18 protein-coding genes are annotated in these 24,223 nt (G+C 74.1%); 6 read left to right on the top strand and 12 right to left on the bottom strand.

Annotated elements, in window-relative coordinates:
• Nucleotides 1–10: 10 nt before the first annotated feature.
• Genes ACYQ77_RS10935 through ACYQ77_RS10915 form a run of 5 tightly spaced genes read right to left on the bottom strand, consistent with a single transcriptional unit; the run spans nt 11 to nt 12,222 of the window.
• Entirely contained in the window at nt 11–3,454 is a 3,444-nt protein-coding gene (locus tag ACYQ77_RS10935; RefSeq protein ID WP_459710007.1) for an amino acid adenylation domain-containing protein, read from the bottom strand.
• Nucleotides 3,451–5,712 (bottom strand): lantibiotic dehydratase, encoded by a 2,262-nt coding sequence (locus ACYQ77_RS10930; protein WP_459710005.1) that lies wholly within the window; start codon nt 5,710–5,712, stop codon nt 3,451–3,453. The genes ACYQ77_RS10935 and ACYQ77_RS10930 overlap by 4 nt, the downstream gene beginning before the upstream one ends.
• Entirely contained in the window at nt 5,709–8,048 is a 2,340-nt protein-coding gene (locus ACYQ77_RS10925) for a lantibiotic dehydratase (RefSeq protein ID WP_459710003.1), read from the bottom strand. Before ACYQ77_RS10925 ends, ACYQ77_RS10930 begins: the two co-directional genes overlap by 4 nt.
• Nucleotides 8,045–8,800 carry a thioesterase II family protein gene (locus ACYQ77_RS10920; protein WP_459710002.1) on the bottom strand — a complete coding sequence of 252 codons (756 nt, stop codon included), beginning with the start codon at nt 8,798–8,800 and terminating at the stop codon, nt 8,045–8,047. The genes ACYQ77_RS10925 and ACYQ77_RS10920 overlap by 4 nt, the downstream gene beginning before the upstream one ends.
• Nucleotides 8,797–12,222 (bottom strand): AMP-binding protein, encoded by a 3,426-nt coding sequence (locus ACYQ77_RS10915; protein ID WP_459710000.1) that lies wholly within the window; start codon nt 12,220–12,222, stop codon nt 8,797–8,799. Before ACYQ77_RS10915 ends, ACYQ77_RS10920 begins: the two co-directional genes overlap by 4 nt.
• Nucleotides 12,223–12,590: 368 nt before the next feature.
• Here ACYQ77_RS10915 and ACYQ77_RS10910 point away from each other — a divergent pair, with 368 nt between their 5' ends.
• Genes ACYQ77_RS10910 through ACYQ77_RS10900 form a run of 3 tightly spaced genes read left to right on the top strand, consistent with a single transcriptional unit; the run spans nt 12,591 to nt 15,576 of the window.
• On the top strand, nt 12,591–14,186 hold the full coding sequence (locus tag ACYQ77_RS10910; protein WP_459709999.1) for a PP2C family protein-serine/threonine phosphatase: 1,596 nt from the start codon (nt 12,591–12,593) through the stop codon (nt 14,184–14,186).
• Nucleotides 14,183–15,244, top strand: a complete 1,062-nt coding sequence (locus tag ACYQ77_RS10905; RefSeq protein ID WP_459709997.1) for a cobalamin B12-binding domain-containing protein — start codon at nt 14,183–14,185, stop codon at nt 15,242–15,244. The genes ACYQ77_RS10910 and ACYQ77_RS10905 overlap by 4 nt, the downstream gene beginning before the upstream one ends.
• A complete protein-coding gene (locus ACYQ77_RS10900) occupies nt 15,241–15,576 on the top strand; it encodes an STAS domain-containing protein (protein WP_459709995.1) in 336 nt (111 codons plus the stop codon). Before ACYQ77_RS10905 ends, ACYQ77_RS10900 begins: the two co-directional genes overlap by 4 nt.
• A 1-nt stretch (nt 15,577) precedes the next feature.
• Here the strand turns inward: ACYQ77_RS10900 and ACYQ77_RS10895 are convergent, their stop codons facing one another.
• From ACYQ77_RS10895 to ACYQ77_RS10885, 3 genes are read right to left on the bottom strand one after another with little or no spacing between them, the layout of a single operon-like run.
• The gene (locus ACYQ77_RS10895) at nt 15,578–16,753 is read right to left on the bottom strand and encodes an RNA polymerase sigma factor (protein ID WP_459709993.1); all 1,176 of its coding nucleotides are present in this window, start codon (nt 16,751–16,753) and stop codon (nt 15,578–15,580) included.
• Entirely contained in the window at nt 16,750–17,082 is a 333-nt protein-coding gene (locus ACYQ77_RS10890; protein ID WP_459709991.1) for a YnfA family protein, read from the bottom strand. The genes ACYQ77_RS10895 and ACYQ77_RS10890 overlap by 4 nt, the downstream gene beginning before the upstream one ends.
• Nucleotides 17,079–17,417: a YciI family protein gene (locus ACYQ77_RS10885; protein WP_459709989.1), complete on the bottom strand. Its 339-nt coding sequence runs from the start codon at nt 17,415–17,417 to the stop codon at nt 17,079–17,081. Before ACYQ77_RS10885 ends, ACYQ77_RS10890 begins: the two co-directional genes overlap by 4 nt.
• A gap of 323 nt (nt 17,418–17,740) precedes the next feature.
• Here ACYQ77_RS10885 and ACYQ77_RS10880 point away from each other — a divergent pair, with 323 nt between their 5' ends.
• Nucleotides 17,741–17,887, top strand: a complete 147-nt coding sequence (locus ACYQ77_RS10880) for a hypothetical protein (protein ID WP_459709987.1) — start codon at nt 17,741–17,743, stop codon at nt 17,885–17,887.
• A 33-nt stretch (nt 17,888–17,920) separates the two neighbouring features.
• Nucleotides 17,921–18,535, top strand: a complete 615-nt coding sequence (locus ACYQ77_RS10875; protein WP_459709985.1) for a DoxX family protein — start codon at nt 17,921–17,923, stop codon at nt 18,533–18,535.
• On the opposite strand, the gene ACYQ77_RS10870 is transcribed toward ACYQ77_RS10875, so the two are convergent.
• The 4 genes from ACYQ77_RS10870 to kdgD are packed head-to-tail and all read right to left on the bottom strand — an operon-like array spanning nt 18,519 to nt 23,225.
• The gene (locus ACYQ77_RS10870; protein ID WP_459709983.1) at nt 18,519–19,415 is read right to left on the bottom strand and encodes a 2-hydroxyacid dehydrogenase; all 897 of its coding nucleotides are present in this window, start codon (nt 19,413–19,415) and stop codon (nt 18,519–18,521) included. The genes ACYQ77_RS10875 and ACYQ77_RS10870 overlap by 17 nt on opposite strands.
• Nucleotides 19,412–20,734 (bottom strand): enolase C-terminal domain-like protein, encoded by a 1,323-nt coding sequence (locus ACYQ77_RS10865; protein ID WP_459709981.1) that lies wholly within the window; start codon nt 20,732–20,734, stop codon nt 19,412–19,414. Before ACYQ77_RS10865 ends, ACYQ77_RS10870 begins: the two co-directional genes overlap by 4 nt.
• Complete coding sequence (locus ACYQ77_RS10860) at nt 20,731–22,314, bottom strand: aldehyde dehydrogenase (NADP(+)) (RefSeq protein WP_459709979.1); 1,584 nt, start codon at nt 22,312–22,314, stop codon at nt 20,731–20,733. Before ACYQ77_RS10860 ends, ACYQ77_RS10865 begins: the two co-directional genes overlap by 4 nt.
• A complete protein-coding gene (gene kdgD / locus ACYQ77_RS10855; RefSeq protein WP_459709977.1) occupies nt 22,311–23,225 on the bottom strand; it encodes a 5-dehydro-4-deoxyglucarate dehydratase in 915 nt (304 codons plus the stop codon). The genes ACYQ77_RS10860 and kdgD overlap by 4 nt, the downstream gene beginning before the upstream one ends.
• Before the next feature lie 70 nt (nt 23,226–23,295).
• On the opposite strand from kdgD, the gene ACYQ77_RS10850 reads away from it, so the two are divergent.
• Nucleotides 23,296–24,201, top strand: a complete 906-nt coding sequence (locus ACYQ77_RS10850) for a LysR substrate-binding domain-containing protein (protein WP_459709976.1) — start codon at nt 23,296–23,298, stop codon at nt 24,199–24,201.
• Nucleotides 24,202–24,223: the final 22 nt, after the last annotated feature.

The following is a 24,223-nucleotide window of genomic DNA, read 5'->3' as shown; positions in this document are numbered from 1 at the left end:
TCCCCTCTGGTCACTGCGCGCTGCCTGTGGTGCGGCGCGGTGGGTTGCGTCTGGCGCGGTTGCGCCGGGCCGCGGCGCGGTTGGCCGCTGCCGCGAGCAGCGGCTTGTCCTCCGGTCCCGACAGGTGCGCGGCGAGCGCGCGGATGTTGGGGAACCGGAAGAGGTCGAGCATCTTGATCTGGCGGCCGGTGGCGGCGGTGAGCCTGCCGTGGACGGCGGCCATGGCCATGGAGTGGCCGCCGATGTCGAAGAAGTTGTCGGCGAGGCCGACGGTGTCGCGGCCGAGCACTTCCCGCCAGATGCCGGCGAGGAGCTCTTCCATGTCCGAGGTGTCCCCGCTGGGGACGGGCACGGTCACGGTGACGATCTCGGGTGCGGCGACGGTCATGGCGCCGGGTGCGGGGGTGCGGACCGCTGCCCTGGGCAGGTGGGGTGCGACCTGTGCGGGGTCGGCGCCGGGGGCGTCGGCGAGCGCGCCGACGAGTTCGGCGAGGTCGGTGAGCAGGGCGACGATCCGGTCGGTGTCGAACAGGTCGGGGTTGTGGACGGTGTCGAACGCGAGCCTGCCGTCGCGTTCGACGACGTAGACGGTGAGGTCGAACGGCGAGCCGGGTTTGGGCACGGCGATCGGCGTGGTGTCCACTCCGGACAGCCGCAGCCGGGGTTCGTGGAAGTTCAGCACGTTGAACAGCACCTGCACGAGCGGTGCGCGTGAGGTGTCGCGCGGGACGCCGAGCGCGTCGACGATCCGGTCGAGCGGCGCGGCGGGGTGTGCGGTGGCGTCGCGGAGTCCGGCGGCGTTGGTGTGGACGGTGTCGGCGAAGGTGCCGGTGCCCGCCCGCAGCCGCACGGGCACGGTGTCGATGAAGAACCCGATGGCGTCGTCGAACTCGGCGTGGGTGCGGTCGGCGACGATGGCGCCGAGCACGTGGTCGGGTTGGCCGGTGATCCTGCGGAGCAGTTCGGCGAACCCGGCGAGCAGCACCCCGGCGGTGGTGGCGCCGAGTTTCGCGGCGGCGGCACGGACCGCGGTGTCCACGTGGGACGGGAGGGTGACGGTGGTCTCGGCGCCGGTGTAGGTCTGGACGGCGGGGCGGGGCCGGTCGCGGGGCAGGTCGAGCACGGTGGGCGCGCCCGCGAGGTGGCCGGTCCACCAGGCGAGGTCGGCGGCGCCGTTGGCGCGGTCGCGGCGGTCGCGCCAGACGGCGTAGTCGGCGTAGCCGGCGCGCAGTGGCGGCAGCTGCGGGGTGGCGCCGGTGCGTGCCTGCCGGTAGGCGTCGGCGAGGTCGGTGTAGAGGGGTGCCTGTGACCAGCCGTCGAACACGGCGTGGTGGACGGTGATCGCGAGGACGTGGTCGTGGTCGCCGAGCCGGTAGAGGGTGACGTGCCAGGCGGGGCCGGTGGCGAGGTCGAACACGTGCCGGGCGCCCGCGGCGAGCCTGCGTTCGAGGTCGGCGTGGTCGGTGACGTCGACGACGTGGAGGGGCACGTCGGCGGGCGGGGTGCGTTCGGCGTAGGGCGCGCCCGCGGTCTGCTTGATGCGCCAGCGCAGCACGTCGTGCCGGTCGGCGACGGCGCGCAGCGCGGCGCGGAGCGCGTGGAGGTCGAGCGGGCCGGTGAGCCGCTGGGCGAGCGCGATGTTGTAGGGCGCGTCGTCGGGGGCGAGCTGGTCGGTGAACCAGAGCCGGGTCTGGGGCGGGGAGAGGGTGGGCGGGTTGCCGGTGGTGAGTTCGCGGCCGGGCAGCGGGTCGGCGGTGGCGAGCACGGCGGCGAGGCCGGGCACGGTGGGTGCGGTGAACAGGTCCCGGACGGAGAGCTTCCTGCCGAGCCGGTCGCGGAGCGCGGCGACGAGGCGCATGGCGGCGATGGAGTTGCCGCCGCCGGTGACGAAGTCGGTGTCGCGGCCGGGCGTCTGGCCGAGGACGCTCGCCCAGACGCGGGCGATCTCCTGTTCGAGCGGGGTGCCGTCGAACTCGGGGGTGTCGGCGGCGAGGTCGGCGACGGCCTGCGCGGCGAGCGCGCGGAGGGTGGCGCGGTCGAGTTTGCCGGTGCGCGGGTCGGCGGGCAGTTCGTCGCGGCGCAGCACGATGGTGGGCCGCATGGCGCTGGTGAGCCGGGTGGCGGTGAACTCGGCGAGCGCGGTGTCGTCGGGTGCGGTGGCGGGGGCGAGGAACGCGACGAGGCGGGTGCCGTCGGCGCCGGGGACGGCTTCGACGGCGGCGTGGCGGACGGCGGGGTGTTCGGCGAGGACGGCTTCGACCTCGCCGAGTTCGATGCGCTGGCCGCGGACCTTGACCTGGCGGTCGATGCGGCCGAGGTGGACGATCGTGCCGTCGGGGGCGCGGCGGACGCGGTCGCCGGTGCGGTAGAGCCGTTCGCCGGGGTGGGTGCCGAAGGGGTCGGGGAGGAACCGTTCCGCGGTGAGCGCGGGCCGGTCGAGGTAGCCGTCGGCGACGCCGGGGCCGCCGACGAGCAGTTCGCCGGGTTCGCCGTCGGGGACGGGCCGCAGCCGGTCGTCCACGACGTACAGGCGGTGGCCGGGGGTGACGCGGCCGATGGGCACGGGGTCCTGGCCGACGGTGACCGGGCCGGTGACGACGGAGACGGTGGTCTCGGTGGGGCCGTAGACGTTGACGAACTGCCTGCCGGGCGCCCAGCGGGCGACGAGGTCGGCGGGCAGGGGTTCCCCGCCGGCGAACACGCGCCGCCAGGACGGCACGTCCGCGGGGTCCACCGTGGCCAGCATGGTGGGGGTGAGCAGGCCCCATTCGACGTCGTGGGCGACGAGGAAGCGGCGCAGCCGTTCGGGGTCGGCGCGGTCGTCGGCGGGCACGAACTGCACTTCGGCGCCCGCGGTGAGGGTCACGAACAGGTCGATGGTGATGGCGTCGAAGCCGAGCGAGGAGGCGGCGAGGGTGCGGGTGCCGGGTTCGAGCGGGTACAGCTCCTGCCAGCCGGCGACGTAGGCGGCGACGTTGCGGTGGGTGGTGAGCACGCCTTTGGGGCGGCCGGTGGAGCCGGAGGTGTAGAGCACGTGGAAGGTGTCGTGTTCGGTGGCCGGGCAGGGCCGGGGCCGCGCGGTGCCTTCCGGGGCGAGGGTGCGGATGCCGGGCACGTCGCCGAACTCGGTGGCCGCGGCGTCGCCGACGACGGTGGTGACGCCCGCGTCGGCGGCGATCTCCAGCAGCCGCTTGCGGGGGCCGCCGGGGTCCATGGGCACGTAGCAGGCGCCGGAGAGCAGCACGCCGAGGACGGTGACGACGTGGCCCGCGTCGCGGGTGGCGCAGATCCCGACCCTGGTGCCGGGGCCGGCGCCGAGGTCGCGGAGGGCGTCGGCGACGGCGGCGGCGCGTTCGGTCAGTTCCCGGTAGGTGAGCCGGGTGTCCCACTGCCGCACGGCGACGGCGTCGGGGGTGCGGGCGGCCTGGGCGAGGATCCGGTCGGGGACGGTCATCGTCGTGCTCCACGGGGTGTGTACGGGGCGGGGTCGGTGAGCTGGAACCGCAGTTCGCTCACGTACCGCCCGCCGTGCGCGTCCGGCAGCCACGAGTCCGCTGTGGACGGCAGTTGTTCGGTGATGGTCACGGAGACGTCGGGGCCGGTCTGCCGCGCGGTGCGCAGCATCGTGCAGAGGACCTGCGCGAAGCCGGGGCTCGCGAGGTCGACGTAGGTCGGTTTGGTTTCCGTGCCGAGTTTGACGAAGACGCGTTCCGGCAGCCCCAGCCGCTGCCGGAACGCGCGGGTGGCGAGGAACCGGGCGCGTTCGCCGGTGACGTCGGCGAGGCCGGTGGCGGCGACGGTGGTGCGCCAGGTGCGGCGGGCGACGACGAGCCGGTCGATCACGATGCGCGGGCTCGCGGCGGCGGGGCCGACGAGTTTGAAGCTGTCGAGCAGCACGACGGTGAGCACGTGCCCGAACGCCTCGACCAGCGGCCAGGTGCGGCCGTCGGGCAGGACGGCGGTGAGTTCGCCGTCGCGGTCCTCGACGAGGATCGAGGTGGCGGGCACGAGGTGCGGGGACGCGCCGCGGGCGTCGACGACGCCCAGTTCGCAGTCGCCGGGGGTGTTGAGGCCGTGCCGGGCGCGGCCGGTGTTGCGGGGCGCGTCGTCGGGGAACAGCATGCGGATGCGGGGCCCGAAGTCGGCGTGGTGCGCGGCCCGCAGCGCCTCCTGGTCGGGGTGCCACGGCGAGAACAGGGCGCTGTCGAACGGGTTGTAGGCGGGGTGCAGTTCGCCGAGCACCACGAGCGTGTCCGGGTCGTCGAGGGCGGCGACGTCGGCGGCGCACACCTGCAGGTCGACGCTGTGCACGCGTGCGGAGGGCCAGCCGGGACCGGGTGCGGCGAACAGTTCCGCGGCTTCGGCGGCGAGTTCGGCGGCGGTGAGCCGGACCTCGGCGGCGCCTGCGTGTTCGGCGAGCCGGAACAGCCGTGACCAGCGGGCGGTGAACTCGGCGCCGATGGCCGCGCCCGCGCCGCCCGCGGTGTCGAACAGTTCCTCCTGCATCGGGTACCACAGGTCGGACAGGTACACCGGGCCCGCTTGTCCGCTGTGCAGGTCGGCGGCGATGCGTTCGCAGGCGTCACCGAACCGCGCGGACAGCCACCGGGCGGCGCGCAGGACGATGTCGAGGGGCGCGGCGACGGAGCCGAGCAGGCCGCCGCCGACGACGAGGTCGGCGTCGCGGGTGGTGTCGAGGTAGGTGAGGGTGCGGCCGGCGTACATCTGCCCGCTGCGGCGGGTCGCGGCGCTGCCGGTGACGGCGGTGAACTCGGCGTCCACGGCGGGCAGTGCGGCGGGGTCGGCGGTGGCGGCGTCGCGTGCGGCGCTGAGCCGGTCGAACGCGGCGGTGACGCGGGCGCGGACGGCGTCGTCGCCGATGGCGGCGATCCGTTCGCGCAGCACGGTTTCCGCTTCGTGGGAGAGCGGCAGGTTGGCGTCCCAGCGCAGGATGCCGCGGTCGACGAGCCGGTCGAGCAGCAGGTAGCCGTCCTGGTCGCCGCGTCCGACGCCGGCGACGACCTCGTGGGCGGGGGTGTGCCCGTCGCAGCGGGACAGCAGCTGGGCGTCCACGGCGGACAGTTCGACCGGGTCGGTGAGCGGTTTGCGCAGCCACCGGCCGTCGACGGTGAGGTGTGGCCGCGGGACGGGTGGCCACCAGCGGCGGACGGCGAGGTCGGCGGCGAGCGCGGTGCCGTACTCGATGAGCGCCCAGGCTTCGAAGAACACGGCCCGGTCGCGCACGAGTCCCGGTCCGAGCCGGATCGCGGTGGCCGCTTCCGGGTCGACGGTGCCCCAGGAGACGGGGCCGAAGAACCCGATGGTCTCGCTCTTGGCGCAGTAGCGCTGCCAGTAGCGCAGCAGCGCCTTCTCGCGGTCGCGGCGGCGCACGGTCCTCGGCGCGTCCGGGCCGCCGGCGACCAGTTTGTCCAGTGTGGACAGCACGGCGGGGTTCTGCCAGGCGACGGCTTCGCGCAGGAGCGGGTCGGCGGCGACGTCGCCGATGGCGGCGGCGCCGGCGTGGAGTGCTTCGGCGAACGCCTTGTCGAACAGGTCCGCCGGTTCGTCGCCCGCGTTGAGGGCGTCGGCGGCGGCGGCCGCTTCGGGTGCGGTGAACCGGTCGAGGCGGGCGGCGGGGAAGCCGGCGGAGCGCAGCAGGACGTCACGCCATACCGACCACCCGGTGTCGCCGAGCGGTACGAGGTGGGTCATCGCGCGGCCTCCGGGCGGTCCGCGGTGTCGGCGGTGTCGGTGGTGTCGACGGTGTCGACGATGTGGAGGCGGAGTTCGCTGACGTAGCGGTTGCCCGCCGCGTCGGGCACCCACGCCTGACCGGGTCCGGGGAGCAGTTCGCTGACGACGACGGGCACGTCGGGGCCGCCGTCGGCGATGGCGGCGCGGATCATGGTGCAGAGCAGCGCGGCGTAGTGGGGGCTGGTGAGGTCGGCGTAGCAGGGTTTGGTCTCGGTGCCGAGTTTGACGAACACGGCGTCGGGCAGGCCCTCGGCGAGCCGCCAGCGGCGGACGGCGAGGTAGCGGTCCCGCTCCCCCTTCGCGGTGGCGAGGCCGGTGGCGGCGGCGGTGGTGCGCCAGGTCTCGCGGCTGACGACGAGGCCGTCGACGGTGATCCGCGGGGTGTGCGGCGCGGGTGAGGTGAGTTTGAACGCGTCGACCGCGTGGATGGCGATGAGCTGGGAGAACACCTCGAGCAGCGGCCAGCGCGCGCCGTCGGGGTCGGTCGCGACGAGCTCTCCGTCCACTTCGGACACGACGAGGCCGGTGGTGGCGAGGACGTGGTCGAGGTCGGCGCCGGGGGCCTGGGCGAACGCGAGCCGCACGTCGGTGGGGCCGGCGAGGCTCTCGGCGACGCGGCTGGTGCGGCGGGGCCAGTCGGACGGGAACAGGGGACGGACGCGGCGGGTGCCGAGGTCCTCGGCGAGTGCGGCGCGGAGGCGTTCGGGGTCGGGGTGGGCGGGGGTGAACACGTCGCAGTCGAACGAGGCCCACGCGGTGTGCAGTTCGCCGAGGACGACGGTGAACTCGCCGCGGGCGAGCGCGTCGGGGCCCGCCGCGCACACCTGGAGGTCGGGGCTGTGGAGGCGGGCGGCGCGCCAGGTGGTGGGGTTGGCGGGGAAGGCGGTGTCGACGCGGTCGGTGAGCGCGGCGGTGGTGGTGTGGACGGGGCCGTCGGCGTGGTCGAGGTCGAACACGCCGGCCCAGCGGCGGGCGAACTCGTCGGCGACGGTGTCGACGGGCCGGTCGCCGGTGGTGCCCCAGAACAGGCCCTGGGCGAGGAACCACAGGTCGGACAGGCGGACGGGGCCGTCACCGGCGTCGGCGCGCAGTTCGGTGTGGAGGTCGCGCAGCGCGGTGTCGTAGGCGGCGGCGAGTTCGGCGGAGAGCCAGCGGGCGGCGCGCAGGAGCAGGTCGAGCGGGCCGGCGATGGTGTCGAGGAGCGGGCGGCCGACGGTGACGTCGAGGTCGCGGGCGGTGTCCTCGTAGCAGAGGGTGCGCCCGGCGTAGGTCTGCCCGCCGCGGCGGCGGGGTGCCGCGCCGGTGAGCCCGGTGAACACTGTGTCCAAGGTGGACAGTGCGGTGCGCAGTGCGTGCGGGTCGCCCGCGGCGGCGGCGACGGCGTCGCGGGCCGCGGTGAGCCGGTCGAGGCCCGCGCTCGCGGCGGCGCGGGTGTCGTCGTCGCCGATGCCTGCGATGCGCCTGCGCAGCACGGCTTCGGCGGCGGAGGTGTTGGGCAGGCAGGCGTCCCAGGTGACGAGTTCGCGCTCGACGAGGTTGGTGAGGATGGTGTAGCCGTCGTCGTCGCGGCGCAGCCCGATGGCGGGGTCGGCGACCACGGCGGCGGCGGGTTGTTTGCCGTCGCAGGCGGCGAGGAGTGCCGCTTCGGCGGCGGTGAGGGTCACGGGTGGGCGGCCGGGGCGGTGGACCTGCCTGCCGTCGAGGGTGAGGTGTGGTGCGAGCAGCGGCGGCCACCAGCGGCGGACGGCGGGGTCGGCGCTGATGGCGTCGGCGTAGGCCTGCACGACCCAGGCTTCGAGGACGACCCAGCGGCGGCGGGTGAGGCCGGGGCCCGCGGTGGCGGTCGCGGCGGCGGGGTGCTGGTCGTCGACGGTGACCCAGCAGCTGGGGCCGAAGAACCCGACGGTCTCGTTCTTGCCGCAGTAGCGCTGCCAGTACTTGAGGACGGCGCGTTCGCGGTCGCGGTAGCGGACGTTGCGGGGGGCGTCGTCGCCGGCGGCGACGAGCCCGTCGAGCGCGTGGAGGGCGTTGGTGTTCTGCCAGGTGACGGCTTCGCGGAAGAGCGGGTCGGCGGCCATGGCGCGCAGGCGTCGCGCGCCGGCGGCGACGGCGGCGCCGAAGTCGGTGTCGAAGGTGTTGTGCTCGCCGCGCAGGCAGGCGTCGGCGCTCGCGGCGGCGGCCGGTGCGGACAGGGCGGTGAGGCCGTCGGCGGGGAACCCGGCCGAGCGCAGCAGCGCGTCGCGCCACACCGACCATCCGGTGTCGCCGAGCGGGACGCGGTGCTCCCCCGTCATGACGTTCTTCCCGGCAGGGCGGAGAGCAGGTCCTTGGTGAGCAGTTCGGTGACGCGGCTGGCGTCGTCGTGGAGGAAGAAGTGGTCGCCGTCGACCTCCTGGACGGTGAACCCGGCGGTGGTGTGCCGGTCCCACGCCTGGATGTGGGCGAGGGTGACGGCGGTGTCGGCGCGGCCGGCGTAGGCGATGACGGGCACGGGCAGTGGTTCGCCGTCGGTGTGGAGGTACTGGTCGAGGTAGGTGAAGTCGGCGCGCAGCACGGGGAGCAGCAGTTCGAGGAGTTCGGGTTCGGCGAGCACGTCGGCGGACAGGCCGCCGCCCTCGGCGACGCGGGCGAGCAGGGCGTCGTCGTCCAGTGTGGACAGCCCGGCGAAGGTGCCGGTGGCGGGGAGGTGCGGGGCGCGGCAGCCGCCGACGTAGAGCTTGACGGGGAGGCGGCCGCCGGTGTGGTGGAGGTGGCGGATGACCTCGTAGGCGTGCCAGCCGCCGAGGGAGTGGCCGTAGATGGCGTAGGGGCCGTCGTGGTGGGCCTGGATGGCGTCGGCGAGTTCGGCGACCCGGGTGTCGTCGAACTCGGGGTCCTCGATGATGCGGTTCTCCCGGCCGGGCAGCTGGACGGCGACGACCTCGACGTCGGGTCCGACGGCGGCGGGCCAGCGGCGGTAGGCGCTGGCGCCGGCGCCCGCGTACGGCAGGCAGAACAGCCGCACGGCCGCGTCGGGCCTCGGTTGCGGGATCACGAACCAGTTCACGCCTGGCCTCCTCGCCTCGTGGGCTCGATCCAGTGCCGTTCGCGCTGGAAGGGGTAGGTGGGCAGCGGGATGCGCCGCCCTCGGGTGGCGGGCAGTCGGTCGGCGCCCGCGACCCAGAGTTCCGCGTCGGCGCGTGCGGGGCCGGTGCCCAGCACGGTTCCGGGGGTGAGTGCGTCGAGTGCGGCGACGGCGTCGTCGACGGTGGTGGCGACGACGGCGGCGCGGCAGGGGAAGGCGCGCCTTCCGGTGGCGAGGGTGTGTGCCACGTCGGCGAGGGCGGGTCTGCGGGTGGCGAGGTGGTCGCGCAGCCGGGTGGCGGCGGCGCGCAGCGCGGTCTCGTCGTGTGCGGACAGCGGCAGGACGACGGGGCCGGGTGCGGGTTCGATGCCGGTGCGGGGTGCCTGGGCGACGAGCAGGTGGACGTTGGTGCCGCCCATGCCGAAGGAGCTGACGCCGGCGACGCGGCGGCCGGTGTCGGGCCAGTCGCGGACCTTGGTGGGCACGTAGAGGGGGCCTGCGGCGAGTTCGACTTCGGGGTGGGGGCGGGTGAAGTGCAGGTTGGGCGGGATGACGCCGGTGTGCACGGCGAGCACGGCCTTGACGAGCCCGGCGATGCCGGCGGCGGCGTCGAGGTGGCCGATGTTGGTCTTGACGGAGCCGAGTGCCACGGATTCGGGTGCGGCGCCCGCGAGGACGTCGTTGAGTGCGGCGACCTCGATGGCGTCGCCGAGCGGGGTGCCGGAGCCGTGGGCTTCGACGTACTGGACGTCCTCGGGGGCGAGCTCGGCGGCGGCGAGCGCGTCGGCGACGGCGGCGGCCTGCCCCGCGGGGCTGGGCACGGCGTAGCCCGCGCGGTCGGCGCCGTCGTTGGTCATGCCCCAGCCGGGCAGGACGGCGTAGATGTGGTCGCCGTCGGCGAGCGCGTCGGCGAGCCTGCGCAGGACGACGATCCCGGCGCCGGAGCCGAACCCGGACCCGGCGGCGGCTTCGTCGAAGGCGCGGCAGCGCCCGTCGGGGGAGGTCATGCCGCCGGGGGTGTGGCGGTGGCGGGGCCAGGTGACGCTGACGCCGCCCGCGAGCGCGATGTCGCAGCGGTAGTCGGTGAGGCTCTGCGCGGCGAGGCACACGGCGGCGAGTGAGCTGGAGCAGGCGCTCTGCACGGCGAGCGCGGGTCCGGTGAGCCCGAGGCGGTAGGCGATCTGGCCGGGGAGGTGGTCGGGGAACTGGCGGGCGAGGAGCTGCGCTTCCCAGTCGTCGGGGTCGGCGTCGGTGACGGCGGGGTTGCCGAAGAGGTGGAACAGGAAGTACCGGTTGGCCGACGCGGAGGCGAAGACGCCGACGGACAGGTCGGGTTCGCCGCCGGGGACGTGCCCGGCGTTTTCCATGGCCTCCCAGGCGGTTTCGAGGAGGATCCGGTGCTGGGGGTCGGTGCGGGCGGCTTCGTCGGCGGTGAAGGAGAAGAACCGGGCGTCGAAGTCGGTGATGCCGTCGAGGCGGCCGCCCGCGCGCACGTGTGCGGGGTCGGCGCGCAGCGCGGGGCCGATGCCGAGTGCGGCGAGTTCGTCGTCGGTGTAGTCGTGGACGGCGTCGGTGCCCGCGCAGAGGTTCCACCAGAAGGCGTCGAGGTCGGCGGCGCCGGGGAACCGGCCGGCCATGCCGATGACGGCGATCTCGTCGCCGGTGTGGCCGGGGTCGGCGGGGGTGGTGGTGTCGCGGGGCGCGGTCCTGGTGCCGGTGCGTTCGTGGCCGCCGTCGAGGTAGGCGGCCTGTGCGGCGATGGTGGTGTGGGTGAACAGCGCGAGGAGCGGCACGTCGGTGCCGAACTCGGCGCTGAGGCGTTGCTGGACCTGGCCGAGCAGCAGTGAGTGGCCGCCGACGTCGAAGAAGGCGGCGTCGGGGGCGATCCAGTCGGCGCGCAGGACCGCGCACCAGATGGCGTGGACGCGGGTCTCGGTGCCGGTCATGCCGGGGGTGGTGGCGGTGGTGGTGATGGGCGGGTCGGGCAGCGCGCGTTCGTCGACCTTGCCGGTGACGGTCAACGGGAACTCGTCGACGACGACGACGGCGCGGGGCACGGCGTGGCCGGGTAGCTGGTCGGCGAGGGCGGCGCGCAGGGCGCGGGGGTCGAGCCCGGTGCCGGTGACGTAGCCGAGGAGGGTCTCGTCGCGGGCGATGGCGCGGGCGGCGGTGACGCCGGGCTGGGCGCGCAGCGCGGCTTCGACCTCGGCGGGTTCGACGCGGAAGCCGCGGACGTTGACCTGCCGGTCGAGCCGGCCGAGGCAGACGAGGGTGCCGTCGGGCAGCCGTTCGCCGAGGTCGCCGGTGCGGTAGTGGCCGGGCCCGAACGCCGGACTGTCCACATTGGCGTATCCGGTGACGAGGTGGTCGCTGTGGACGGTGAGCTCGCCGTGGTCGCCGGTGCCGTCGCCGAGTTCGATGCGGTAGCCGGGCAGCGGGGTGCCGATGGGCAGCGGCCCGGTGGCCGTTTCGTCCACTTCGGACGGCCGGATGCGGTGCTGCGCGGCGAAGGTGACCTCGGTGGCGCCGTAGCCGTTGACGAACTCGACGTCCGGCGCGAAGGAGTCGCGGCCACGCCGGACGTCGGCGTAGGTGGACTGCTCGCCGCCGAGCAGCACCGTGCGCACTGTGTCCAACCGAGCAGGCCCCAGGGTGTCGAGGAGATACCGGTACACCGTCGGCGTCGCGTGGAAGATCGTTACACGGTGGCGGGCGAGGCCGGCGGCGACGTGCGCGAGGCCGTGGGTGCGGACGTCGAGGGGGACGACGGCGGCGCCGGTGAGCAGTGCCGGGTAGAGGTCGGGGATGGCGGCGTCGAAGCTGAAGGAGGCGAGCAGGCTGAGCCGGTCGGCTGCGGTGACGCGCAGGCTCGCGATCTGGTTGTCCACGACGTGGAGCAGGTTGCGGTGGGTCTGCGCGACGGCCTTGGGCCTGCCGGTGGAGCCGGACGTGAACAGCACGTAGGCGACGTCGTCGAGGCCGGCGGCGGTGCGGTCGGCGGGGCCGAGGGGCGCGGTGTCGTCACGCGCGATGACCGTGTGGTCACCGAGGCGAGCGGCGAGGCCGGCGTGCTCGGGGTCGGCCAGCACGGTGGTGACGCCGGCGTCGGTGACCATCGTGGACAGCCGGGCGTGCGGGAAGGAGGGGTCGAGCGGCACGTAGGCGCAGCCCGCGGCGAGGGTGCCGAGGATGCCGGCGATGGCGGGCAGTCCGTGGCCGGTGACGAGTCCGACGCGGCTGCCGGGGCGCACGCCGGCGGCGGTGAGCGCGCGGGCCCGTCCGCCGGCGAGGGCGGCGAGTTCGGCGTAGGTCACGACGCGGTCGTGATCGTCCACAACGGCGTGATGATCGGGTAGGCGCTCCGCGATGTCAGCGAAGCGGTGGATGGTCGGCACGAGCGTCATCGCACGCGAAACACACAACGAAACCGGCGGGACAACGCGCTCCTCTGACGTGCTCGGGCTCGGGGTCACGACAGGCTAAATCGGAGCGCGCGCGGATTCGCTACGCGCGGGACCAGTTAGACCGAACGATCTTCGGCGATATTCCGTTCGTCGCAACATTTTCGACCGAACAGCGCCAAGAGGCCCAAATGCTCCACCTACTATAGCGAGTCGGTCAACCACGGTGCGTCAACACGTGCATTTCGCCCATTCCCGGAACCGTCCCCTGTGGACGGGAAATGGTTGCGGCGTCAAGGAAAACGGCGGCGGCCGGGACGGGGCTCTGCGCCTGTCAACCGGGCGGCCCGCCGATCCTGTTTGATGGGGGTGTGACCCACGGCGAGCTGCACACGACCGGACCGGGCGCGGCCGCCGCCCCGGGCTGGCGGGCCGCGCCGCTGCCGGTGGTCGTCGTGGGCTGGGACGGTCTGGTCGAGGACGTGACCGACGTGTGCCGCGACGTCCTCCCCGCGGTCCGGACCGGTGCCCGGTTCGCGGACGTGGCGCCCGCGTGGCTGCGGGAGGCCCACGACCGGGTGGTCGCCGGGGGCGGCGCCGGTGCGGTGTGCCGCGGTGTGGTCGGTGACCGGGGGTTCGCCGCGCACGCGGTGCCGCACGGCGCGGGCGGGGTGGCGTGGTGGCTGGTCGACACGACGGCCGAGGAGGCGCTGCGGCTCGAGCGCAAGCGGACCGATTTCCTCGCGACGGCGTCGTCGGCGCTGCTGGCGTCGTTGCACCCGGGCCGGTGCATGGAGATGACCGCACGGCTCGCCGCGACCTACCTGGCCGACGCGGCGGTGGTGATCGGGCCCGGCGGGCAGGGCTGGTACCCGACGGTGACGTGCGGGCCGGACGGGACGCCGCGGCACGACCGGCTGGCGTTCGACCCGGCGGAGGTGCCGGGGCTCGCGGAGGCGTTGCAGGGGTTCCCGCCCGTCCCGTCGCGGTGGATCGATCCAGCCGCGGCGCCCGGGTGGGCGGCGCCGCCGGGGTTCGGCCCGGTGGGGTCCGTGGTGGTGACGCCGCTGCCGGGGCACGGTGTGCCCGCCGGCGCGCTGGTGTTGCTGCGGCGGTCCGCCAAGGCGGCGTTCCAGGAGGACGAGGAGCTGTTCGCGCGGCTGTTCGCGGCGCGGGCGGGGGTCGCGATGTCCGCGGCGCACGTCTACGCCGAGCAGTCCGCGATCACCGAGCTGCTGATGCGGGACCTGCTGCCGCCGACGCCGCGCGCGGTCGCGGGCATCGAGTTCGCGGGCAGGTACCGGGCGGCGTTCGACACCGACCGGGTCGGCGGTGACTTCTACGACGTGCACCCGCCGGACGACGAGCGCGCCGAGACGCTGGCGGTGCTCGGCGACGTGTGCGGGAAGGGCCTGGAGGCGGCGGTGCTGACCGGCAAGATCCGCACGACACTGCGTGCGCTGCTGCCGATGGCCGACGACCACCAGCGGCTGCTGCGGCTGCTGAACAACGCGCTGCTCACCGCGCACAGCACGCGGTTCGCGACGCTGGTGCTGGCCTCGGCGGTCCGTGACGGCGCGGTGGTGCGGTTGCGGCTGACCGCGGCGGGGCACCTGCCGCCGCTGGTGGTGCGGGCGGACGGTGCGGTCGAGGAGGTCGCGACGAAGGGCACGCTGGTCGGGGTGCTGCCGTCGATGCGGTCGACGTCGGCGGAGGTGACGTTGTCGGCCGGGGACACGTGCCTGCTGTACACGGACGGGATCACCGAGGCGCCCGGCGGGCCGCTGGGCGCGGAGATGTTCGGGGAGCCGCGGCTGCGGACGGTGCTGGCGGAGTGCGGGGGCCTGCCGGCGGAGGCGATCGTGGAGCGGATCCAGATGCTGGCGATGCAGTGGGCGGGTACCCGCTCGCACGACGACATGGCGGTGCTGGCGATCTCGGCGCCGCGCGGACGGGGCGGGTCGTGACCGGTAACCGGGTGCTCAGCAGCGGCACGCACGCGCGGCACGTCGAGCGGTTGTGGGCCGCGGTGATGGCGGGCGACGAGTACGCGGCGCGGGACGTGGTGACACAGGCCTTGGAGGAGGGGGTGCCCGCCGAGTCGGTGCTGCTGGACGTGATCGGCGCGGTGCAGCGGCGGGTCGGCGCGGAGTGGGCGGCGGCGCGGATCAACGTGGCGCAGGAGCACGCGGCGACGGCGATCAACGAGCGGGTGATCGCGACGTTGTCGGACCGGGCGGGCAGGCCCGCGGCCCGGCCGGGCCGGATCGCGGTGGCGTGCGTGGACGGTGAGTGGCACGCGCTGCCCGCGCGGCTGCTGGCGGAGACGCTGACGTTGCGCGGGTTCGCGGTGGACTACCTGGGTGCGCAGGTCCCGGCGCCGCACCTGATCGCGCACCTGCACCGCACGGCGCCGGACGCGGTGGCGTTGTCGAGCTCGATCCCGACCCGGCTGCCCGCGGCGCACGCGACGATCACGGCGTGCCAGGCGGCGGGGGTGCCGGTGATCGTCGGGGGCGCGGCGTTCGGGCCGGACGGCCGGTACGCGCGGTTGCTGGGTGCGCAGGCGTGGGCGCCGGACGCCCGGGCGGCCGCGGACCGGCTCGCGGCGGGGCCGCTCCCCCACCCCGGTCCGGTGAACCACCCGGTCGACGACCTGCCCCACCTCGCCGACCAGGAGTACGCGATGGTGGCGCGGTCGGCGTCGTCGCTGGTCGGCTCGGTGTTCGCGGCGCTGGCGGAGCGGGTGCCCGCCATGGGCGGCTACTCGGAGCAGCAGCGGCAGCACACGGCCGAGGACCTGGCGCACATCGTGGACTTCCTGGCGACCGCCTTGTACGTGGGGGACGGCGAGGTGCTCACCGGGTTCCTGGGGTGGACCGCGGAGATCCTCGCGGCGCGGGGCGTGCCGCCCGCCGTGCTGCGTGCGGGGGTGGAGCTGCTGGCGGCGGAGCTGCGGGAGTTCCCGAGAGCGAGCGCGCTCCTCGCCGCCGGGCTCGGCCACCTCGAACGGATCGGCGCATGACCGACGCCTCGGCGTTCACCTGGACCTGGGCGCGGCCGGACGCGCGCACGGGGTGCGTCACGCTGTCCGGCGACCTGGTGCACCGCAACGCGGAGCAGTTGCTGGGCGCGGTCGGTGAGCGGCTCGCGGCCCACGACGAGCTGCGGGAGCTGCGGATCGACTGCGCGGGGCTGGACGTGTGCGACTCGCGGGGCCTGTCGGTGCTGTTGATGATCCGCCGCCGCACGGAGTCGCTGGGGATCGCGATGTCGGTGGTGAACCGGACGACGATGCTGGACCGGTTGATGGAGCGGACGGGCACGGCGGAGTACCTGACGGGTGAGTCCCGGTAGGTCAGCGGTCGAGGAGGCCGCGCAGGACGGTGCGGTCGGCGTCGGTGGTGGCGTGGGCGAGCGCGGTTTCGTAGGCGGTGGCGGCTTCGCCGGGTCTGCCGAGGCGGCGGAGCAGGTTGCCGCGCACCGAGTGGTAGAGGTGGTAGCGCCGCAGCGGTAGCGCGTCGACGATCGCGAGCGCTTCGGCGGGGCCGCGGAGTTCGGCGAGCGCGACGGCGCGGTTGAGCGCGACGACCGGCGTGGGTGCGACGGCCATGAGCTGGTCGTAGAGGGCGACGATCTGGGCCCAGTCGGTGTCGCCGGTGGTGGGGGCGTCGCTGTGGACGGCGTTGATGGCGGCCTGGATCTGGTAGGGGCCGGGCTGGTTGCGGCGCAGGCAGCGGCGCACGAGTTCCTGGCCTTCGTCGATCATGGCGCGGTCCCAGCGTGTGCGGTCCTGGTCGGCGAGCAGCACGAGCTCGCCGGTGGCGGTGACGCGGGCGGGGCGGCGGGACTCGCTGAGCAGCATGAGCGCGAGCAAGCCGGTGACCTCGGGTTCGTCGGGCATGAGCGCGGCCAGTACGCGGCCGAGCCGGATCGCCTCGGCGGACAGGTCGGGGCGGTCGACGGTCGAGTGGCCCTCGTTGAAGATCAGGTAGACGACGGCGAGGACGCCCGCGAGCCGGCCGGGGAGGTCGGCCTCGGCGGGGACGCGGTAGGGGATGCCGGCGTCGCGGATCTTGTTCTTGGCGCGGACGAGGCGCTGCGCCATGGTGGCTTCCGGGACGAGGAACGCGCGGGCGACCTCGGCGGTGGTGAGACCGCCGAGCAGCCGCAGGGTGAGGGCGACCCGCACGCCCATGGCGAGCGCGGGGTGGCAGCAGGTGAAGATGAGGCGCAGCCGGTCGTCGCGCACCACGCCCTCCTCCTCGGGTTCGGTGGTCAGCAGGTCGAGTGCCTGGCGGTGGCGTTCCTCGCGGGTGGCTTCGCGGCGCAGGCGGTCGATGGCGCGGTTGCGGGCGGTGGTGATGAGCCAGCCCGCGGGGCTGGGCGGGACGCCGTCGGCCGGCCAGCGGCGGACGGCCTCGACGAACGCGTCCTGCACGGCCTCCTCGGCGAGGCCGATGTCGCCCAGGGCCCGGACGAGCACGGACACGGCTCGCCCGTACTCGCGGCGGTAGATCTCGTCGATGCTCATCGGCGCGGCGCGTACATGATCACGGCGACACCGGCGAGGCAGAGGGCGGCGCCGAGGTAGTCCCACCGGTCGGGGCGGAACTTGTCGACGACGACACCCCAGGCGAGGGACCCGGCGACGAACACCCCGCCGTAGGCGGCGAGGATCCGCCCGAAGTGCGGGTCGGGCTGGAAGGTGGCGACGAAGCCGTAGGCGCCGAGCGCGAGCACGCCGGCGGCGATCCACCAGAGGCCGCGGTCCTCGCGCCAGCCCTGCCAGACCAGCCAGGCGCCGCCGATCTCGGCGAGCGCCGCCAGCACGAACAACACGAGTGACTTGGCAACGCTCACTGGAACGGGCGCACCTCGATCGCGAGCGGCGCGAGCACGGCGGCGAGCTTGCGCCCCCACCCGAGCGCGGCGTCGAGGTCCTCGGCCTGGACGACCGTGAACCCGCCGAGGAACTCCTTGGCCTCGATGAACGGGCCGTCGGTGACGAGGACGTCGTCGCCGGTGGCGCGCAGGACGGTCGCACTGGCAGGCGGGTGCAGGCCGCCCGCGAACACCCACGCGCCCGCGGCGCGCATCTCCTGGTTGAGCGCGTCCAGGTTCCGCATGATCGGCTCCAGGACTTCCGGGGCCGGCGTGCCTTCCGGCTGGTAGATGCTCAGCAGGTACTGCTTCATGGCGCTGATCCTTCCGCAGCGGGTCCTCATCTCCCACACGAACACGTCCGGCCCACATCGACACCCGATGTACTATGATTTCCATATCTTCTCGAAGTCATATGGAGGGGGCATGTTCCCGATCACCGGCGCGACCGCCGCCGGGGTACGGCGGGTGGTGGTCCTCGCCGCGACGGACGCCGACGACCCGCCCGCCGAGCAGCCGTCCCGCGTCGACGGCGACCACAACAAGGAGGTCGAGGCGGCCGCGATCGACAGCGGGCTGGAGTGGGTTCGAGGCGGTCCCGGCCGAGGCCGCGACGGCGGGGATGGTGCGGCACGGCGTGGCCGCGCTGATGGCACGGTACGCCCGGGAGGACGGCAGACCGGCGCTGGTCAGCGGCGACGTCGCGACGGTGCTGGGCCGCCCGGCGCGCACGTTCGCGGAGTGGGTGGCCGGCCACGCGAGCTCGTTCGAGCGCACGTCATGACCGCACGCCGCGGTCCTGCTCAAGCACGCCGCCATGCCTGGACTGGCAGGCCGCGCCCGCGCCGCGCTGCGGTCGGCGACCTCGAGGTGGGGGTCTTGCGGAGGATGTGGGGGCCGGGATGGTGGGCAAGGCGCGCCCCGCACTCCGCGCACCGACGCGGTCGGCGACCTCGAGGTGGTGCTCCTGCCCAGCGTGTGCGGCCGGGCAGGTAGGCCCACTCGCCCACATCGCCCCGCAAGCCGCGTTCGCGTCGGTCGGCCGTGCGCGCGGGCGCCGCAGCCATCGTCTACCGGTCGGCGGTGTTCCGGTGACCGGCGTGCACGTCGGGTTCGTGCTGGCCGCTGCCGCCGCCAACTCGTTTTCCGCGGTCGCGGATTTGCTCCGCGTGCCTCGGATCCTGGCGGGAATGGCGCGGGTGGGCGTCCCGGCGCGGCTGCTCCCGTGGCTGGGCGTGCCGAAACGATCGCCGTGGTCGGGTTGCTCGTCGGGTTGGCCGAGCCGTGGTCGGCGGTGGCGGCCGCGGCCGGGCTGGTGGTGTTCTTCGCCATCGCGGTCGGCGTTCACCTGCGGGCGCGGGACCTGATGATCGGGTTGCCGCTCGGGTTCCTCCTGCCGGCGGCCGGAGTGGTGGTCACGGCACCGGTGTGAGCAGGGTGCCGTCGGTGAGGAACCGCGCCAGGTTGCGAAACGCCAGGTCCCCCATGGCCTCGCGGGTTTCCGTGGTGGCGCTCGCGATGTGCGGGAGCAGCACGACGTTGTCCAGTCCCAGCAACGCCGCCGGCACGTCCGGTTCCTCGGCGAACACGTCGAGCGCCGCGCCCGCGATGCCGCCGGTGGTCAGCGCGGTCACCAGCGCGGGCTCGTCCACGACGCTCCCCCGCGCGATGTTCACCAGGTAACCCGCCGGGCCGAGCGCGGTGAGCACCGCCGCGGACACGAGGCCCGCGGTCGCCTGCCCGCCCGAGGTCGCGACCACCAGCACCTCGGCGCCGGCCGCGAGCGCGACCGGGGACTCCGCGTACCGGTACGGCACGTCCGGGACGCGGTGGCGGGAGTGGTAGCTCAGGTCGGCGTCGAACGCGGCGAGCCGCCGCGCGATCGCCCGTCCGATGCGGCCGAGACCCAGGATGCCGACACGGCGGCCGGTGACCTTCGTGGCGAGCGGGAACTGGCCGCGCCGCCAGTCGCCGCGGCGGACGAACCGGTCCGCGGCGGTGAGCCCGCGCAGCACGTCGATCATGCCGCCGACGGCGAGGTCGGCGACACAGTCGGTGAGCACGTCCGGGGTGTTGGACACCGCGATGCCCCGCGCACGGGCATGGGCGACGTCCGTCGTCTCGTAGCCCACTCCGAAGTGGACGATCGCCCGCAGCGACGGCATGGCGTCGATCTGGTCGTTGGTCACGCCGTACCGCGAGGAGGTGATCGCGGCGACCACGTCGTCCGACGGCTCGGCCACGACCGTGTAGTTCGCCCGCAGCCGTTCCTCCAGCGACGGCAGCAGCGGGCAGACCTGCAGCACGGTCACGCGGTCTCCAACGCGGGTCGTTTCGGGTCGAACCGCCATCCCGGCACGAGGTACCGCATGGCGACGGCGTCGTCGCGCGCGCCGAGCGCCTCCCTGAGGTACAGCTCGTGTGCCGCCTCGACCTGGTCGAGGTCGAGGGTGACGCCGAGCCCGGGCGCGTCCGGCACGGCGAGGTGCCCGTCGGTCAGCGGGATCGGGGCGGTGGTGAGCCGCTGCCCGTCCTGCCAGATCCAGTGGGTGTCGATGGCCGTGATGTCACCGGGCGCCGCGGCCGCGACGTGGGTGAACATGGCGAGCGAGACGTCGAAGTGGTTGTTCGAGTGCGACCCCCACGTCAGACCCCACGCCTCGCACAGCTGCGCGACCCGCACGGAACCCTGCATGGTCCAGAAGTGCGGGTCGGCGAGCGGGATGTCCACAGCGGACTGCCGCACGGCGTGCCCGAGCTGCCGCCAGTCCGTGGCCACCATGTTGGTGGCGGTCCGCAGACCGGTGGCGCGCCGGAACTCGGCGAGGGTCTCCCGCCCGGAATAGCCGTGTTCGGCGCCGCAGGGATCCTCCGCGTAGGCCAGGACGTCCCGCAGGGCACGGCCGTGCCGGACGGCATCGGCCAGGAGCCAGCCGCCGTTGGGGTCGAGGGTGAGGTCGGCGCCCGGGAAGCGGTCCGCCAGCGCCCGCATCACCTCCACCTCCTGCTCGCCCGGCAGCACGCCGCCCTTGAGCTTGAAGTCGGTGAACCCGTAGCGGGCCTGCGCGGCCTCGGCCTGGGCCACGATGCCTGCGGGGTCGAGCGCCTCCCGGTCACGGACACCGAACCAGTCGTCCCCCTCCCCCGCCCGGTAGGCGAGGTCGGTCCTCGTGCGGTCGCCCACGAAGAACAGGTACCCGAGCGCGCGGACCCGGTCCCGTTGCCGCCCTTCGCCGAGCAGCGCGGCCACCGGCACCTCGAGGTGCTGCCCGAGGAGGTCGAGCATGGCGGCCTCGACAGCGGTGCGGACGTGCACGGTCACCCGCAGGTCGAACGTCTGCGGCCCGCGCCCGCCCGCGTCACGGGCCCCGAACCGGCCCTGCACGGCCGCGAGCACGGCGTTGTGGTCACCCACCTTCGCGCCGACCACGAGGTCGCGGGCCTCGGTGAGCGTGTCGGTGATGGCAGGCCCGCCGGGCACCTCACCGACCCCGGTGCGACCGTCGGTGTCGGTGAGGACCAACAGGTTGCGCGTGAAGTACGGGCCGTGCGCACCGGACAGGTTGAGCAGCATGCTGTCCTGCCCGGCGACGGGGACCACCCGGTAACCGGCGACGACGGGCGGTGTCACTCGGCGGCCCCGTCCCGCAACCTCGGCACGCCGAGCGGGTTGTCCGCACGCAGTTCGTCCGGCAGCAGCGCGTCCGGCACGTTCTGGTACGACACCGGCCGCAGCCACCGTTCGATCGCGAGCGTGCCGACGGAGGTGGTCGCGGGGTTGGACGTGGCCGGGAACGGTCCACCGTGGACGACCGCGTGCCCCACCTCGACACCCGTCGGCCAGCCACCGAACAGCACCCGGCCTGCGAGCAGTTCCAGGCGCGGCAGCAACGCGGCTGCGGTGTCCCGGTCGGACCGCGCGGCGTGCACGGTCGCGGTCAGCTGACCCTCCAGGGTGTCCAGGATCTGCTCCAGCTGCGCCACGTCCCGCACCCGCACGACCAGCGACGCGGCGCCGAACACCTCGTCCTGCAGGTCCTTGTCGGCGAGGAACGTGTCACCGTCGGTGGCGAACAACCTGGCCTGCCCGCACGCGCCGATCGCGTCGTCGATCCCGCCCGCGGCGACCTCCGTGACGTTCTTCGCCGACGCCAACCGGTCCGTTCCCGCCACGTACGACCGCTGGATGTTCGCGTTGAGCATCGCCGCACCCGGCGCGGCCCCGACCGCCGCACCCGCCGCGGCCAGGAACTCCGTCGCGTCACCGAGCGCGAACACCAGACCTGGGTTCGTGCACAACTGCCCCGCGGACGTGGTGAGCGACGCGACGAACGCCGCACCCAGCGACGCGCCCTGTTCCGCCAGCGCCCCCGGCAACAGGATCACCGGGTTGACCGACGACATCTCCGCGTACACCGGGATCGGCACCGGCCGGGACGCGGCAGCCGCCACGAGCGCGAGCCCGCCCGAACGCGAACCGGTGAACCCGACCGCCGCGATCCTGGGATGCGTGACCAGAGCGGTCCCCAGGTCCCGGCCGTCACCGAACAACAGCGAGAACACCCCCTCCGGCAACCCGTGCTCGGCGACCGCGGCCCGGATCGCGCGGCCGACCAGCTCGGACGTGCCAGGGTGCGCGCTGTGCGCCTTCACCACCACCGGCGCGCCCGCGGCGAGCGCGGACGCCGTGTCACCACCCGCCACGGAGAACGCGAGCGGGAAGTTCGACGCCGAGAACACCGCGACCGGCCCCAGCGGGATCTTCCGCTGCCGCAGATCGGGCTTCGGCAACGGAGTGCGATCCGGGTTCGGCGTGTCGAGCCGGACACCGAGGAACCGGCCCGCCGCGACCACCGACGCGAACAACCGCAGCTGGTTCGTGGTGCGGGCCAGCTCACCCCGCACACGCGGGCCGGGGATGCCGGTCTCGGCGACCACACGCGCGACCAACGTGTCGCCCAGCGCGTCGACGTTGCCGGCCACCGTGTTCAGGAACGCCGCGCGCGCCGTCAGCGACGTCGCGCGGTAGGTACCGAACGCGTCCCACGCGAGCGCGACAGCGCGGTCCACGTCGCCGGCATCACCGAGCCCGTAAACCGGATCGAGCTCCGCACCGGTGGCCGGGTTCACACCCCGCACCGCACCCGCGCTCCCCCGCACGTCGGCAGCGCCGATCAGCATCGATCCGGTCAGGGCCACTGTGGCGGTCATGCCAGGTTCACCTTCTCCACCAGGGTCTTCAGCTCGTCGAACTCGCCGGACGTCAGATCGGCCAACGGCGGCCGCACCGGCCCGGGATCGCGCCCGACCGCACGCAGCCCGGCCTTCACGATGGACACGGCGTACCCGGCACGCCGATCGCGGATCTCGATGTACGGCAGCACGAACTCGTCCAGTTTGCGGTACACGGCCGCCGCGTCGCGCGCCCGCACCGCCGCGAAGAACTCCAGCGCCCAGCTCGGCGCGAAGTTGTAGATGGCCGAGGAGTAGGTCGTGACCCCCATCTCCAGATACGGCAACGCGTAGGTCTCCGCGGTCGGCAGACCACCGATCGACAACAACCGCTCCCCCAACCGCGCGTACACCTTCGTCATCAGGTCCACGTTGCCCACGCCGTCCTTGAACCCGACCAGGTTCGCGCACTCGTCGGCGAGCCGCGCCGTGGTCTCGAACGTGAGCTTCCCGTTGGCGCGGTGGTAGACGATCACACCCAGCGACGTCGCCGCGCACACCGCCCGGACGTGCGCGTACAACCCCTCCTGCGGCACCTCGGTCAGGTACGGCGGCAGCAGCAGAACACCGGACGCGCCCGCGGCCTCGGCATCCCGGGCCATCGCCACGGCCTGCGCGGTGCCATACCCGGCAGGCGCCAGCACCGGCGTGTCACCCGCGGCCGCGACCGCCGCCCGGACCACACGCGCCACCTCGTCCGGCGTCAACGAGAAGAACTCGCCCGTGCCACCCGCCGCGAACAACCCCGCGGCCGCGTACGAGGCCTGCCACGCCACGTGCTCGCGATACGCGTCCTCGTCGAAGCTCAACTCCGCCGTGGCGTGCGTGACGGGGAACGACAGCAACCCGGTACCGAGTGTGTCGCGCAGGGATTCCGGACTGAGGGTCATGCGTCCGAGCGTATGACCGCCCGCGATACCTGTCTAAGTCCAAGAGCGCATCCTCCGATACCTTTCCGGCATGTCCTTCACCCTCGAGCAGCTCCGCGGCTTCGTCGCCGTCGCCGAGGAGGGCAACTTCGGCCGCGCCGCCGCCCGCCTGCGCATCACCCAGCCGCCCCTCTCCCGCCAGGTGCAGAAGCTCGAACGCGCACTCGAAGTGGAACTCCTCGTCCGAACCCCACGCGCCGTCCTGCTCACCCCCGCAGGCGAAGCGTTCCTGCCCGAAGCACGACGCATGCTCTCCCTCGCCGCCGCCGCACCCATCACCGCACGCAACGCCGCCCGCGGCACCGCGGGCACACTCCGGATCGGGTTCACCGCCATCTCCGCGCTGACCGTCCTCGGCACGTGGATCCGCACCATCGCCCAGCACCTCCCCGCCGTCGACCTCACCCTCACCGAAATGGTCTCCCGCGACCAGGTCGACGCCCTCCTCGCAGGCGACATCCACGTCGGCCTCGCCCGAGGCGTACCCGCCTCCGAGATCCTGTCGACCCGCCGCGTGCACACCGAGAGCCTCATCCTCGCCTGCCCACGCGGCCACGCCCTCACCGAACTCGGCCACCCACCCGCACTGATCGACATCGGCCGCCACGACGTCGTCAACTACGCCCCCGTCACCGCCCGCTACCTCCAAGAACTCGTGATCAGCTGCTTCCACGGCGCCGGCGTCGAACCCCGCTACGTCCAGCAGGTCGGACAGGTCCACAGCCTCCTCGCCCTCGTCGACGCCGGCATCGGCGTCGGCCTCGTACCCCGGTCCGCGGCCCGGCTCCACCTGCCCAACCTCGCGTTCACCGAGATCGCCGGCCTGCGCCCCGACATCGTCGAAACCCACTGCGTCTGGCGCACCGCACACAACAACCCGGCACTCGACGCGCTCCTCCGGCTCACCGACCCGGACACCCCGTCGACAGGTTCCTGACCCTCCGGCCGACTGTGCCACC

This window comes from Actinophytocola sp. KF-1 (assembly GCF_054661535.1).
This window is presented reverse-complemented; position numbering and strand designations above follow the sequence as displayed.